Raw genomic sequence first — 13597 nt, forward strand, 5'->3', positions numbered from 1 at the left:
CGGGGCGGCGGTCCGGTTCAGCGCGGTCCGGCTGCCGGGCCCGGCGGTCGCCGCCGCGCTGCCGGCGCTCCCGGTCGCGGCGGCCGTGTTCCTCCCCTACGAGCACGCGCTGTTCGTGCCCCCCGGCGACCCGCGCTGGGCGGACGCCCACACGCTGTGGGCCGGGATCCTGGCGGCGACGCTCGCCGTGTGGGCGGCGTGCGGCCCGGAACCGCGCCGCCGGACCGGACACGTGCCAGGGCGGGGCGGCGGCCGCTGATCCGGTGCGGGAACCTGTGGGGCCGACCGGTGGGGTGGCCGGTGAGCTTCAGGTGCGGGGGCCGGTGGGCTTCACCTGCGGCGGCTGGTGGACCTCAGGTGGGGCGGGAGCAGTCGCAGGCGCTCGACGCGGCGTCGTCCAGCAGGCCGCTCCTCGCGGTCGGATGGGCCGGCTGGGCGCGGCTGTTGCTGCCCAGCAGGTCACCGAACCTTCTTCAGACGGCTGGGTCGTCGACCGTCCGCGCAGGAACAGGCGGAGGCCGCGACGTGGAGGGAGCCGCGGATCGGCGTTCATCAGCGAAGAAGACCATGACCACGGCCGTCGAGAAGCTGTACTGACCGACCGGTCACCAGAGGGCCGAGGCCGGGCTTCGTCCCCGCACCGGCCCTCAAGAGCCGCCGGGATGAAATTGACACCTTACGGCCCGCGATCACCACCGAGGAGCGGGGGAGGCCGCGGCCGTAGTGCCGCAGAGGCTTGCCGCCGACGGTAAGCGGGTCACATGTGTGAAGACCCCGTCCACAGCCTTTCCGCTGTGGACGGGGTCTCGGGGCATCTCATGGCCCGACCGCGGCCGCAGCCGCTCAGGTCCAGTCGGTGCAGGAGTTGAGCTTTCGATTGCCCTCGAAGCGCGCCACCTCGACCCCGGTCTCAGCAATGCCGCCCTCGGCCTGGGCGGTGGTGCTGAGTGTGAGGGTGTCCCCCTTGCCCGAGGTGAGTGAGTGCCACGACCACGTGAAGACTTGCTGGCTCCCGACAGGCTTGTGGAGGAAGCGGACCCGTACGTGGTGATCGTCGGCGACCGTGTCCGTAACCGACAGAGCGACCTTGAACTCCGCGTAGGGCCAGTGGTCCCCAGAGGGCCGCTTCGTGCCCATGGTGCCTCGTGCCCCGGTCGTCGAGCAGCTGGCGGTGCCCCCCGCGACTGGGGGCTGGGAGGCGGAGGTCGCGGACTTCGTGCCGGGGCCGGAGCTCTGCGGAGTGGCCGACGCTTGACCAGTGAGCGTGATCGTGGCCATGGCCGCCGCAGCGCAGATGGCGGTTGTGCGCGTGCGAGTACTCATCTTGTTCCCCCTCTTGGTTCCGGTGGCCCCATGTCTCCCTCGGACGCAGGGCCTCCCTTGATCGACACCGATGGTCACCCAGGCGTTCGGGGATCTACAAGCAGTTAGTCGAACGAGTGATCGATATCGGTCATTCGGCCTGCTGTGGGTGGACGACCCAAAAACCCCGTAGGTGGCAATATGCTCTCCCTCCGCCTGGAGGTCATCGTGACGATTTCGGTCAAATCGCTCCTGCGGGGGTAGGCTCAATCGCCGCTGTGCGAGCTCGTGCCTCGTGCCTCCAGGGCGCCCCCGCCCCGGCCGCCCCCGCCCCGGCGCCGGGCGCCGATTGTTGCGCCGGGATGAAATCCGCAGTTCCCCGCGTTGGTGTGTTCCGGATACCTCCGGGGCGACCCCGGACGACGACGAGGAGGGCACCGCGTGGCCGCGCGACAGGGGGAGGACCGGATGGGAGAGCCGGCGACGGGACCGGAGCGGGCCGAGAGGGCGCCCGGATGGGCGCGTCGACTCGCCGCGTACGCGTGGCGGTACCCCAAGGACGTCGTCCTCGCCCTCGGCTCGTCCCTCGCCGGCATGGCCGTGATGGCCGTCGTCCCCCTGATCACCAAGGTGATCATCGACGATGTCATCGGGGACAGGACCCGCGCCATGATGCCCTGGGCCGGTGCCCTCATCGGAGCCGCCGTCCTCGTCTACGTCTTCACCTACATCCGCCGCTACTACGGCGGACGCCTCGCCCTCGACGTGCAGCACGACCTCCGCACGGAGATGTTCGGCACGATCACCCGGCTCGACGGGCGCCGTCAGGACGAGCTGTCCACGGGGCAGGTCGTCGGCCGTGCCACCAGCGACCTCCAGCTCATCCAGGGCCTGCTCTTCATGCTGCCGATGACCATCGGCAACCTCCTGCTGTTCCTGATCTCCCTCGTCGTCATGGCGTGGCTGTCCATCCCGCTCACCCTGGTCGCGCTGGCCGTCGCGCCCGCCCTGTGGTGGATCGCCCTGCGCAGCCGCGCCCGGCTGCACCCCGCCACCTGGTACGCGCAGGCCCAGGCCGCCGCCGTCGCGGGCGTCGTCGACGGCGCCGTCAGCGGCGTACGCGTGGTGAAGGGGTTCGGACAGGAGGAACAGGAGACCGGGAAGCTGCGCGACGTGGGCCGCCGGCTGTTCGCCGGGCGGCTGCGCACCATCCGGTTCAACTCCAGGTACACCCCCGCCCTCCAGGCCGTCCCCGCGCTCGGCCAGGTCGCCATGCTGGCGCTCGGCGGCTGGCTCGCCGTGCGCGGGCACATCACGCTCGGCACCTTCGTCGCCTTCTCGACGTACCTCGCCCAGCTGGTCGGCCCCGTCCGGATGCTCGCCATGGTCCTCACCGTCGGCCAGCAGGCCCGCGCCGGCACCGAGCGGGTGCTGGAGCTGATCGACACCGAGCCGACACTGAGCGACGGCACGAAGACGCTGCCCGCCGACGCGCCCGCGACCGTCGAGTTCGACGACGTGTCGTTCGGCTACGAGGACGGCCGCCCCGTGCTGGACGGGCTGAGCTTCGAGATCCGGCCCGGCGAGACCCTCGCCGTCGTCGGCTCCTCCGGCTCCGGCAAGTCCACCGTCTCGCTGCTGCTGCCCCGCTTCTACGACGTGAGCCGCGGCGCCGTCCTCATCGGCGGCCACGACGTCCGCGAGCTGACCCTCGACTCGCTGCGCGCCGCGATCGGCCTGGTCCCCGAGGACTCCTTCCTCTTCTCCGACACCGTCCGCAACAACATCGCCTACGGCCGCCCCGACGCCACCGACGAGCAGATCGTGGCCGCCGCGCGCGCCGCTCAGGCGGACCGTTTCATCGCCGAGCTGCCCGAGGGCTACGCCACCAAGGTCGGCGAACACGGCCTGACCCTGTCCGGCGGCCAGCGCCAGCGCATCGCCCTGGCCCGCGCCATCCTCACCGACCCCCGGCTGCTGGTCCTCGACGACGCGACCTCCGCCGTGGACGCCCGCGTCGAGCACGAGATCCACGAGGCCCTGACCCATGTCATGGAGGGCCGCACCACCCTCCTCATCGCCCACCGCCGTTCCACCCTCGGCCTCGCCGACCGCATCGCCGTCCTCGACCGGGGCCGCCTCGCCGACATCGGCACCCACGAGGAGCTGGAGCGCCGCTCCGCCCTGTACCGGCGGCTGCTCACCGACCCCGACGAGCTGGGCGGCGTCTCACCCGGCCACCTCCCGCAGGCGCCCGCCGCCGAGGACGCCGTGCGCGACTCGATGGGGGCCGCGATAAGGGACGAGCTGGACGCCGAGTTCGACGCCGAACGCGGCATCACGCCCCGGCTGTGGACCGGCGACCGGGAGCCCCGGGACGCCGCCTTCGCCGGCACCCCCGCCACCCCCGAGCTCCTCGCCCAGGTCGAGGCGCTGCCCCCGGCGCGGGACACCCCGGACATCGACGAGGCCCGCGCGGTCGCCCCCGAGCGCTCCTACGGCCTGAGGCTGCTGCTGCGCGGCTTCGGGCTGCCGCTGCTGCTGAGCCTGGCCCTGGTCGCCGTCGACGCCGGTATGGGTCTGCTGCTGCCGGTCCTGATCCGGCACGGCATCGACGAGGGCGTCTCCCAGGCCGTCCTCGGCGGGGTCTGGGCCGCGTCCCTGCTGGCCCTGCTCTCGGTCCTCGTCCAGTGGGCGGCCCAGGTCGGCGAGATCAGGATGACCGGCCGTACCGGCGAGCGCGTCCTGTACTCGCTCCGGCTGAAGATCTTCGCCCAGCTCCAGCGGCTCGGACTCGACTACTACGAGCGGGAGCTGACCGGCCGGATCATGACCCGGATGACGACCGACGTGGACGCCCTGTCGACGTTCCTCCAGACCGGCCTGGTCACCGCGTTCGTCTCCGTCGTCACCTTCTTCGGCATCATGGTCGCCCTGATCGTGATCGACGTACAGCTCGCCCTGGTCGTGTTCGCGACGCTCCCGCCGCTGATCTTCTGTACGTTCTTCTTCCGCCGGGCGAGCGTGAAGGCGTACGAACTCGCCCGTGAGCGGGTCTCCGTCGTCAACGCCGACCTCCAGGAGTCGGTGGCCGGACTGCGGATCGTGCAGGCGTTCCGGCGTGAGCGCGCGAGCGGCGAGCGGTTCGCGGCCGGCAGCGCCGGTTACCGCGAGGCCCGGGTGCGCGGCCAGTGGCTGATCTCCGTGTACTTCCCGTTCGTGCAGCTGTTGTCGTCGGTCGCGGCAGCGGCGGTGCTCGTCGTGGGCGGCCAGCGGGTCGACGCGGGCACCCTGACCACCGGCGCCCTGGTGGCGTACCTGCTGTACATCGATCTGTTCTTCGCCCCGGTCCAGCAGCTCTCCCAGGTCTTCGACGGCTACCAGCAGGCCACCGTCTCCCTGGGCCGTATCCAGGAACTGCTCCAGGAGCCGACGTCCACGAAGTCCGCCGACGAACCCCTGGAGGTGCTGTCGCTGTGCGGCGACATCGCCTTCGAGGGCGTGGACTTCCAGTACGGGGGCTCCGACGGCGAGGAGGCGGCCCTCAGCGGCATCTCCCTGCGGATCCCGGCCGGGCAGACCGTCGCCTTCGTCGGCGAGACCGGCGCCGGTAAGTCCACCCTCGTCAAGCTGGTCGCCCGCTTCTACGACCCCACCGGCGGCCGGGTCACCGTCGACGGCACCGATCTGCGCGCCCTCGACATCGCCTCGTACCGGCACCGGCTGGGCGTCGTCCCGCAGGAGGCGTACCTCTTCCAGGGCACCGTCAGGGACGCCATCGCCTACGGCCGCCCCGACGCCACCGACGCCGAGGTGGAGGCCGCCGCGCGGGCCGTCGGCGCCCACGACATGATCGCCACCCTCGACGGCGGCTACCTCCACGAGGTCGCCGAACGCGGCCGCAACCTCTCCGCGGGCCAGCGCCAGCTGATCGCCCTGGCACGGGCCGAGCTGGTGAACCCGGACATCCTGCTGCTCGACGAGGCGACGGCGGCCCTCGACCTGGCCACCGAGGCCCAGGTCAACCAGGCCACCGACCGTCTCGCCGGCCGCCGCACCACGCTCGTCGTGGCGCACCGCCTCACCACCGCCGCCCGCGCCGACCGTGTCGTCGTCATGGACCACGGCCGGGTCGCCGAGGACGGCACCCACGACGAACTCCTCGCCCTCGACGGACAGTACGCGCGCCTCTGGCGGACCTTCGTGGGCGAGCCGGCGATGAAGGCGTAGGCGTTCGCCGCCGGTATTTCCCTCCCGATTTCCCTCCCGTCGCGCAACCGTTCGGTACCTGTCGCGCGTCCGAATATCAGTACGCTTCTGCGGTGGGAGGGACAGTCGGTGAGCAGGGGTGCGAAGGGCGCGATCCGTCGGCCGCTGGCGCTCGCGCTGGCCGTCCTGACCATGGCCGGGCTGCTGGCCCTGGCCGGCCCCGCGGGCAGTGCGACGGCGGCCTCGTCCTGCGTAGGCCGCAAGGTGCGGACCCTGACCTTCGACGCCGGGACCGTGCACGTCTACCGCAAGGGCAGCCGGTATGTGTGCGCCGTGCTCGTGCCCGGCAAGCAGGTCATGGGCAAGGGCGGAGGGAAGGCCCGCAAGGGCACCATCCGCATCCGGGCGTGGGCCGGGCAGTGGGTGCGGAACAAGCAGTACCCGGCGGGCCCGGTCACCGTGCACGCGGGCCGGCGCCCCGTGTGCGTGCAGGCGCGGGTCGGCTCCGTGCGCTACACCTCCGGCTGGATCCTGCGCTGACCACCCGCCCCCGCCACGGTCCCCGCCACCGGGACGGGGGCCGGGACCGGGGCCGGGCGCACAGGGTTTTCCCTATCTCCGCCATCTGCGCCTGAAAGCAGTCCAGTTGGCCCCTTTCTTCCCTGGTGCCCCGGCGGCCGCTCCGATAGCTTCCGGCGCACAGCCGTTCCATAGGGGAGAGAACGCATGCGCAAAGCGCTCAGGTGGGTGCTGTCGCTCGTGGTGCTCATAGGCACTCTGAGCACGGCGGGCGCGGCCACCGCCGCACAGCCGGACACCACCGACATCAAGGACCGACTGCTCGCGATACCGGGTGTGAGCCTCATCGAGGAGAAGCCGTACCCGGGCTACCGCTTCTTCGTCCTCAACTTCACGCAGCCGGTCGACCACCGCCACCCGGGCAAGGGCACCTTCCAGCAGCGGATCACCGTCCTGCACAAGGACACCAGCCGCCCGACGGTCTTCTACACGGGCGGCTACAACGTCTCCACGACCCCGAGCCGCCGCGAGCCCACGCAGATCGTGGACGGCAACCAGGTCTCCATGGAGTACCGCTTCTTCACGCCGTCCCGTCCGGCCCCCGCCGACTGGACCAAGCTGGACATCTGGCAGGCCGCCAGCGACCAGCACCGCATCTTCAAGGCGTTCAAGAAGATCTACGACAAGAAGTGGGTCTCCACGGGCGGCTCCAAGGGCGGCATGACCGCCACGTACTACGAGCGCTTCTACCCGAAGGACATGGACGGCGTCGTCGCCTACGTGGCCCCCAACGACGTGGTGAACAAGGAGGACTCGGCGTACGACCGGTTCTTCGCGAAGGTCGGCACCAAGGAGTGCCGCGACCGGCTGAACGCGGTGCAGCGCGAGGCGCTGGTGCGCCGCGAGCCGCTGGAGAAGAAGTACGCGGAGTTCGCCGCCGCCGAGAACCTCACCTTCAACACCATCGGCAGCCTCGACAAGGCGTACGAGGCCGTCGTCCTCGACTACGTGTGGGGCTTCTGGCAGTACAGCCTGCTCGCCGACTGCGACAGCGACACCATCCCGAAGAACGCCAAGGCCGCCACGGACGACGAGATCTGGAACACGATCGACGCGATCTCCGGCTTCTCCGCCTACGCCGACCAGGGCCTGGAGACGTACACGCCGTACTACTACCAGGCGGGCACGCAGCTCGGCGCGCCGACCATCAGGTTCCCGCACATCGAGAAGAAGTACATCCGCTACGGCTACCAGCCGCCGCGGAACTTCGTCCCGCGGGACATCAAGATGAAGTTCCAGCCGCACGCCATGCGTGACGTCGACACCTGGGTCCGCAACAACGCCCGCCACATGCTCTTCGTGTACGGCGAGAACGACCCGTGGGGCGCCGAGCCGTTCCACCTCGGCAAGAAGGCCCGCGACTCGTACGTCTTCACGGCCCCCGGCGCCAACCACGGCGCCCGGGTCGCCGGCCTCGTCGAGTCGGAGAAGGACCTCGCCACGGCCCGCATCCTGAAGTGGGCGGGCGTCGCCCCGGCCGCGGTCCAGCAGGACGCGAGCAAGGCCAAGCCGCTCGCGAAGTTCGACGGCAAGCTCGACAAGCGCGACGTCGAGCGCGAGATGACGCTGCGTCCGTAACACCACGCGCGCCAGAGCCCCGGTGCCGCCCGACGGCGGCACCGGGGCTCACCCGTGTTCGGCGTCCGGCTGCCCCGGAGGGCTCAGGTGGCCTCGGTGTCCAGCGCCACCCAGCCGGCCTTGTTCGAGGGCGCGTAGAGAATGCCGCCGGCGACGAGGGGTTCGGTGTCCAGGCCGGTGTCGAAGCCGCTCTCGTCGTCCAGGTACGGCACGCTGTGCTGGTACAACAGCTTGCCGGTACGCGCGTCGAAGGCGGCGGCGCCCCGGCTGTTGACCACGTAGACCCGGTCACCGGCCTGGATCGGCGGCGCGTCGGTCTGGCCCTTGCTGGGGATCGGCACCCGCCACAGCTCCTTGCGCCGGGCCGCGTCGACGGAGACCAGTTCGCCGCCCGTCGCGGTGGCCGCCACGTACATCACCCGGCCCGGCGTCACCGACAGCTCGGGTCCGTCCTGTCCGGCGCCCAGGGTCGCTCCGGCCTCCGTGCGGGTCACCTCGGCACCCTTGGCCAGTTCCATGCGGAGCACCCCCTGGCCGAACGGCGCCGAGTACTTGTCCACGGCGGCGCAGTACAACTGCGGCTTGCCGTCCTCCTCCAGCAGTGCCTCCGTGCCGGGCGAGCAGACCGCGGGCAGCTTGAAGGAGGTGAGGCGCCTGCCGTTGTCCTTGTCGAGGACGGTGACGTAGTCGTCGCCGACCTCGGTGTCCTTGGTGGTGAAGACGTAGTACCGGTCGCCCAGCACCCGCTGCCCGGCCGCGCCGCTCCTGCTGGGGATGTGGGAGCCCTCGACCCAGGGTTTGGTGCCCGTGCGCGCGTCGACGGAGTACACCGTGCCGTCCTCGGTGAGCGAGTACACCCGCTCGCCGTCGCTCATCATGCGCTCGGCGAGCACCGCCGTGGCATAGCGCCACTTCACGGAGCCGTCGGCGAGCGAGAGTCCCACGAGGCGGTCGCCGACGTTGACGACCGCGATGTCACCCACGACGACCGGGCTGTTCTGGTTCCCGTACGTCGAGACCTTGCTGTTGCGCCACAGCTCCTTGCCGGTGGCCGCGTCGATCCGGACGGCCCGGTCGCCGATGCAGACCAGGGACGAGTCGGCGTACACGCAGTCGCTGTTCTGGAGGTTGTACTGCCACTGCCGCCAGCCGTCCGGGCGGCGCTGAGGGCTGTCGTGGTACGCGAACGAGAAGTTGCCGGAGCCGGACCGGGCCGCGATGTACTCGGCGGAGCCCTTCGGCTGGGTCGTCACGGTACGCGCGCGCGTCGTGGGCCCCGTCCCGGTGGCCTCCCCGCCCTCGCGGAACCCGTACACCAGCCCGCCCGCGATCGTGCTCACCGCCACGACCGCCGCCGCCACGGCCAGTGCCCGGCGGCGGCGCACGCGCCGGGGCGGGGGTGTGGGGAGGCGGCCCAGGTCCGTCGTCACGGACCCCATGTCCGTGGCGTCGGAGGCGGTGTCGGCGTCCGCCCCGGAGACGGACGCGGTGTCCCCGCGCGCGCCCGGGGCTGTGTCGGTCGCCGCGTCCACGCCCCCGTCCGAGCCTGTGTCGGTCGCCGCGTCCACGGCCTCTTCCGAGGCAGTGCCGGCCGCCCCGTCCGCGCCCGCGCCGGGGGTCGGGCTCGCGGCCGGCGGGGTCGCGGGCCCCTCCAAGGTGCCCGGGTACGTGTCGGCCAGCAGGGAGAGCAACTCCGCCGCGTCGGGGCGGTCCTCCGGCTCCTTGGCCAGGCAGCGCTCCACCGTCGGCCGCAGCCAGCCCGGCAGGGCGTCCAGCTTCGGCGGCTCGTGCACGAGTTGGTACACCAGCGTGTACACGTCCGTCGCGTCGAACGGCACCCGTCCGCTCGCCGCGTACGTCAGCATCGAGCCCAGCGAGAAGATGTCGCTGCGCGGCCCGACGTCCTTCTGGGCGCGTATCTGCTCCGGCGACATGAACGGCGGCGTGCCGATCGTGACGCCGGTGCCGGTGAGCCCGGGGGCCGTGAGCGCGGCGTCGTCGGCCGCGCGCACGATGCCGAAGTCGATGACCCGGGGCCCGTCGTCGGCCAGCAGCACGTTGCCCGGCTTGAGGTCGCGGTGCACGATCCCGACGCGGTGGATGTCCCGCAGCGCCTCCGCGAGCCCGGTCGCGAGACGGTACAGCTCCTCGTCGGTGAGGGCGGGCCCCTTGGTGACCCGTTCGTCGAGTGGCTGCCCCGGCACGAAGAGGGTCGCCATCCAGGGCGGGTCGGCGTCCGGGTCGGCGTCCACGACGGGCGCGGTGAAGGCCCCGCTGACCTGCCGGGCGGCGGTCACCTCACGCCGGAAACGGCCGCGGAAGTCGGGCTGGTGGGCGAGGTTGCCGCGGATCACCTTCACGGCGACCTGGCGGCCCGACGGCGAGGTGCCGAGATAGACGTGGCCCATGCCGCCGGAGCCGAGGTGGGAGTCGATGCGGTAGCCGGGGATGTCCGGCAGCTCCTCGTTGCCCGGAGCGCCCTGGGCTTCCTGGGCCATCGTCCCCCCACCGTCGTCGTACGGACCGTAAGCGGATGATATCGATCCGGCATGCGGCCGTTCGGAGGGGTGTTCGACTTGGGGTGTCGTCAACCGTCCGCGCGGCACCGGGAGTTCATACGGGTCGGGCGCAGCCCACCGGCTTGCTGCCGCCCAGCTGCACGTACAGGTCGGTGGAGACGGGGCACTGGGTCCTCTTCTCGACGGCGGCCGTGACCCGGTACTCCGGGGCGTGCCCGCCGCCGCTGTCACCGTCGCCTTCGGCGTCACAGGCCGTCTCGCGGACCTCGCCGCGCCCCGCGCCGTAGACGCAGTCGCCGACGATGGTGCGGGGTCCGCCGCCGCCGCCGGGGTCGCCCGGGTGCGGCGGCTGGAGCTTGCGCATGCAGGCGTAGCCCTGCGGTACCGAGCCGTCGCCGTCCTCGTCCGCGCCGGGAGCGGGCCGTGACTCGCTGATGTGGAGGACGAAGTCGGTGGTCGCCGGACACGGCGGCCCCTGCGGGACCGTTCCGTCATGGCGGGCGACGACCCGGGCGGCGGCCCGCTCGCTGGCGCAGGGCACCTCGGTGAAGCTGGTCGTCCCGAAGGAGCTGCACTCGTCGATCCCGAGGAACACGGTCCCGTACCCGGCGGGCCGGGTGGGCGCCGTGGTCGTCGTCCGCTCCTCGGGATCCGGACCCGCATCGCCCCGCCAGACCTGGCAGCCGGACAGCAGCGGCACGGCCAGCGCGGCGGCCGCGGCGAGCCCGGCCGCCGGACGCACCCCTCCGGCGCGGCGCACCCCTCGCATGATCACCCCCCGACGTACGCGTCCAGCGTGACCCGGAGGCGCCGAGCCCTGCCCGGCATACCGGGCGCATTGCGTACGTTGCGGGTGTGGTGTGCGAGGAGAGCGGCGTAGGTTCCGTACGTCAGGGCCCGTACGCCGGGACGGAGCGGGTCGGTCAGGACGGGTAGGTCAGCCCGTGTCCGATGGCGTACAGCACCCGGGTCGGCTCGTCGGCCCGCTGCACCGGCACCGGCAGCCGTCCGCGCGGCGCGACCCGCCCGGCCAGCACCCGGGCGGCGGCCCGCATCTCGACGTCCGTCCACGAGTACGCGGCCAGATACCCCTTCACCTGCGGCAGTTGAGCCACGTCGTAGGGGTTGCGGAGCGCCACCGCGACCACCGGGACCCCGGTGGCGAGGAGCCGTTCGACCAACGTCCTCTGGGTGCTGCCCGCCGTCACGTTGTACGTCCCCACGACCACCGCGTCCTTGCCGCGCGCCGCCGCGACCGCCTGGTCGATGAGGGCCTGGGTGGGCGCCGTACCGGTGGGCAGCCGGCTCGTGGTGAAGCCGAGGGAGGCGAGTTCGGCGGCGAGGACGGCCGTCGGTGGGCCCGTGGTGCCCGACGGGGACGCCGGGTCGGCGCCGACGACCAGCACCTTCTTGTGCGTACGCCGGGACAGCGGCAGCAGCGAGCCCTCGTTGACCAGCAGGGTCGTGGTCCGCTCGGCGATCCGGTCGGCGGCGTCGAGATGCCGCCGGACGCCCACCACCCGGTCGACGCCCGCGGCGGTGACGTACGGCTTGTCGAGGAGCCCCAGCTTCGCCTTGAGCCGCAGGATCCGCAGCACCGACCGGTCGAGGCGGGCCTCGGTCAGTTCCCCGGCGCGTACGGCGTTCAGGACCGCGTTCCACGCGACGTCCAGCGAGGGCGGGTTGAGGAGCTGGTCGACGCCGGCCTTCAGCGCCAGCACCGGCACCTGGTCGTCGCCGTACTTCTCCCGTACGCCCTGCATGCCGAGCGAGTCGGTGACCACGACCCCGTCGTAGCCGAGCCGTTCGCGCAGGATGCCGGTGAGGATGGGGCGGGAGAGGGTGGCCGGGTCGCCGGACGGGTCGAGGGCCGGGACCATGATGTGCGCGGTCATGATCGAGTCGATGCCGGCCCGGATCGCCGCCGTGAACGGCGGAGCGTCGAGGGTCTCCCACTGCTGCCGGGTGTGCTCGATGACGGGGAAGCCGTAGTGACTGTCCACGGCCGTGTCCCCGTGCCCCGGGAAGTGCTTGGCGGTCGCCGCGACCCCGGACCCCTGATACCCCTTCACCTGCGCCGCGACCAGCCCGGCGACAGCCGTCGGGTCGGCGCCGAAGGAGCGGACGCCGATGACCGGGTTGGCCGGGTTGACGTTCACGTCGGCGACGGGCGCGTAGTCCTGGCGGATGCCGAGCGCGCGGAGTTCGGCCCCGCCGATCCGCCCGGCCTCGCGGGCGTCGGTCGGAGAGCCTCCCGCGCCGAGCGCCATCGCGCCCGGCAGCAGCGTCGCCGGCTTGCCGACGCGGGCCACGATGCCGTGCTCCTGGTCGGTGGAGATCAGCACGGGCAGCCCGCGCGGCAGCTTGAGGGAGGCCTTCTGGATGCCGTTCGACAGCGCGGCGATCTGGTGCGGGTCGCGGGTGTTGTGCGCCCAGGAGAAGTAGATGATCCCGCCGACCCGGTACTTCGCCACCAGCTCGGCGGCCGTCCGGACGCCGATCTCCTGGAGGTTGGCGTCGATGTCGGCCTGGTCGGGCCGGGTCGCGGAATGACCGTAGACCCGCATCACGAACAGCTGGCCGACCTTCTCTTTCAGCGTCATACGGGAGACGAGGCGGCGCAGTCGCTTGTCGTCGGGTCCGTCGGCCTGCGCGGTGGGGCCGACGGCCAGGGCCGCGGTGACGCCCGCCGAGGCGGCGAGGACGGTACGTCTGGAGGGCACGTGCGCTCCTTCCGGAGAAGATCCACTGAAGGAAACTTCCGAGGAGTCACGAATATCCGGGAAGTTTCTTCCGGTCAAGGGAGCGCACGGGACGGGGTCGGGCGGCGGTGGGGAGGGGCGCCGGGGGTGCGTGTCGGAGGGGCCGTCACCGGCGCTGTCGGAGGGGGGCGCGCCGGTGACGGCGTGCTGCCGGCCGCAGGCGGTGGAGAGGGATGGTCAGCGATCGCAGCCAGCGGCGAGGCCGACGGGCCGCGCTGCGGAGACTCACCCGGCAGCGTGAGGGTTGGACGGGGTGGGGTGGGTTCGGGTTCCCCGGGAGGGGCGGGATTTCGGAAGTTGGTGGGGGTGGGGGTGCGGGGGCGCGTGAGGGGGAGGGGGTTCGGGTTCGTCGGCGTCTGCGGGTGGTGTGTGGTTTCTCGCGCAGTTCCCCGCGCCCCTGAAAAGCGACCGGGGCTGCGCCCCGTGCTTTTCACCGGCGCCATCGGGTGAAGGCGGGGCCGTCAGGCCCACGCCTTCCGGGGGAGGGCGGGCCGTAGGCCCGTCCCTCCAGGGGCGCGGGGCAGTGACACATGCGGCTCCGCCGCGTGGGCGCGACCAGCCCCCGCTCACCCGCACCCGCCGACGAACCGCGCACCCCCGAGCCACTGGGCGCCCGGTCCACCTGGCGGACGCCCCCACGCGCGGCGG

At 72.3% G+C, this 13597-nt stretch carries 7 protein-coding genes and 1 pseudogene; 4 read left to right on the forward strand and 4 right to left on the reverse strand.

The window, feature by feature from the left end:
- Positions 1 to 259, forward strand: a pseudogene (locus M8J73_RS11340) (ABC transporter); the annotation flags it as partial.
- Between the two features lie 584 nt (positions 260 to 843).
- Here the strand turns inward: M8J73_RS11340 and M8J73_RS11345 are convergent.
- Positions 844 to 1137 (reverse strand): hypothetical protein, encoded by a 294-nt coding sequence (locus tag M8J73_RS11345; RefSeq protein ID WP_055543140.1) that lies wholly within the window; start codon positions 1135 to 1137, stop codon positions 844 to 846.
- Positions 1138 to 1770: 633 nt separating this feature from the next.
- Between M8J73_RS11345 and M8J73_RS11350 the strand changes: the two genes are divergently transcribed.
- The 3 genes from M8J73_RS11350 (at position 1771) to M8J73_RS11360 (ending at position 7668) form a co-directional block, all read left to right on the forward strand.
- The gene (locus M8J73_RS11350) at positions 1771 to 5532 is read left to right on the forward strand and encodes an ABC transporter ATP-binding protein (RefSeq protein WP_249828574.1); all 3762 of its coding nucleotides are present in this window, start codon (positions 1771 to 1773) and stop codon (positions 5530 to 5532) included.
- A gap of 171 nt (positions 5533 to 5703) precedes the next feature.
- Positions 5704 to 6051, forward strand: coding sequence for a hypothetical protein (locus tag M8J73_RS11355; RefSeq protein ID WP_240501611.1), 348 nt, complete (start codon positions 5704 to 5706; stop codon positions 6049 to 6051).
- Between the two features lie 186 nt (positions 6052 to 6237).
- Positions 6238 to 7668, forward strand: coding sequence for a S28 family serine protease (locus tag M8J73_RS11360; protein ID WP_055541502.1), 1431 nt, complete (start codon positions 6238 to 6240; stop codon positions 7666 to 7668).
- An 83-nt stretch (positions 7669 to 7751) separates the two neighbouring features.
- On the opposite strand, the gene M8J73_RS11365 is transcribed toward M8J73_RS11360, so the two are convergent.
- From M8J73_RS11365 to M8J73_RS11375, 3 genes are all read right to left on the reverse strand, one after another.
- Complete coding sequence (locus tag M8J73_RS11365; protein WP_055541503.1) at positions 7752 to 10166, reverse strand: serine/threonine-protein kinase; 2415 nt, start codon at positions 10164 to 10166, stop codon at positions 7752 to 7754.
- 115 nt (positions 10167 to 10281) lie between these two features.
- Positions 10282 to 10956 (reverse strand): hypothetical protein, encoded by a 675-nt coding sequence (locus tag M8J73_RS11370; RefSeq protein ID WP_372503931.1) that lies wholly within the window; start codon positions 10954 to 10956, stop codon positions 10282 to 10284.
- Between the two features lie 154 nt (positions 10957 to 11110).
- Positions 11111 to 12910 (reverse strand): glycoside hydrolase family 3 protein, encoded by a 1800-nt coding sequence (locus M8J73_RS11375; protein ID WP_249828561.1) that lies wholly within the window; start codon positions 12908 to 12910, stop codon positions 11111 to 11113.
- Positions 12911 to 13597: the final 687 nt, after the last annotated feature.

It is taken from the genome of Streptomyces neyagawaensis, from assembly GCF_023516595.1.
In the GTDB taxonomy this organism is placed as follows: domain Bacteria; phylum Actinomycetota; class Actinomycetes; order Streptomycetales; family Streptomycetaceae; genus Streptomyces; species Streptomyces neyagawaensis.

Coding starts and splice junctions, on each gene's coding strand:
- M8J73_RS11345 (WP_055543140.1), bottom strand. CDS start 1,137: ATGGGCACGAAGCGGCCCTCTGGGGACCACTGGCCCTACGCGGAGTTC.
- M8J73_RS11350 (WP_249828574.1), top strand. CDS start 1,771: ATGGGAGAGCCGGCGACGGGACCGGAGCGGGCCGAGAGGGCGCCCGGA.
- M8J73_RS11355 (WP_240501611.1), top strand. CDS start 5,704: ATGGCCGGGCTGCTGGCCCTGGCCGGCCCCGCGGGCAGTGCGACGGCG.
- M8J73_RS11360 (WP_055541502.1), top strand. CDS start 6,238: ATGCGCAAAGCGCTCAGGTGGGTGCTGTCGCTCGTGGTGCTCATAGGC.
- M8J73_RS11365 (WP_055541503.1), bottom strand. CDS start 10,166: ATGGCCCAGGAAGCCCAGGGCGCTCCGGGCAACGAGGAGCTGCCGGAC.
- M8J73_RS11370 (WP_372503931.1), bottom strand. CDS start 10,956: ATGCGAGGGGTGCGCCGCGCCGGAGGGGTGCGTCCGGCGGCCGGGCTC.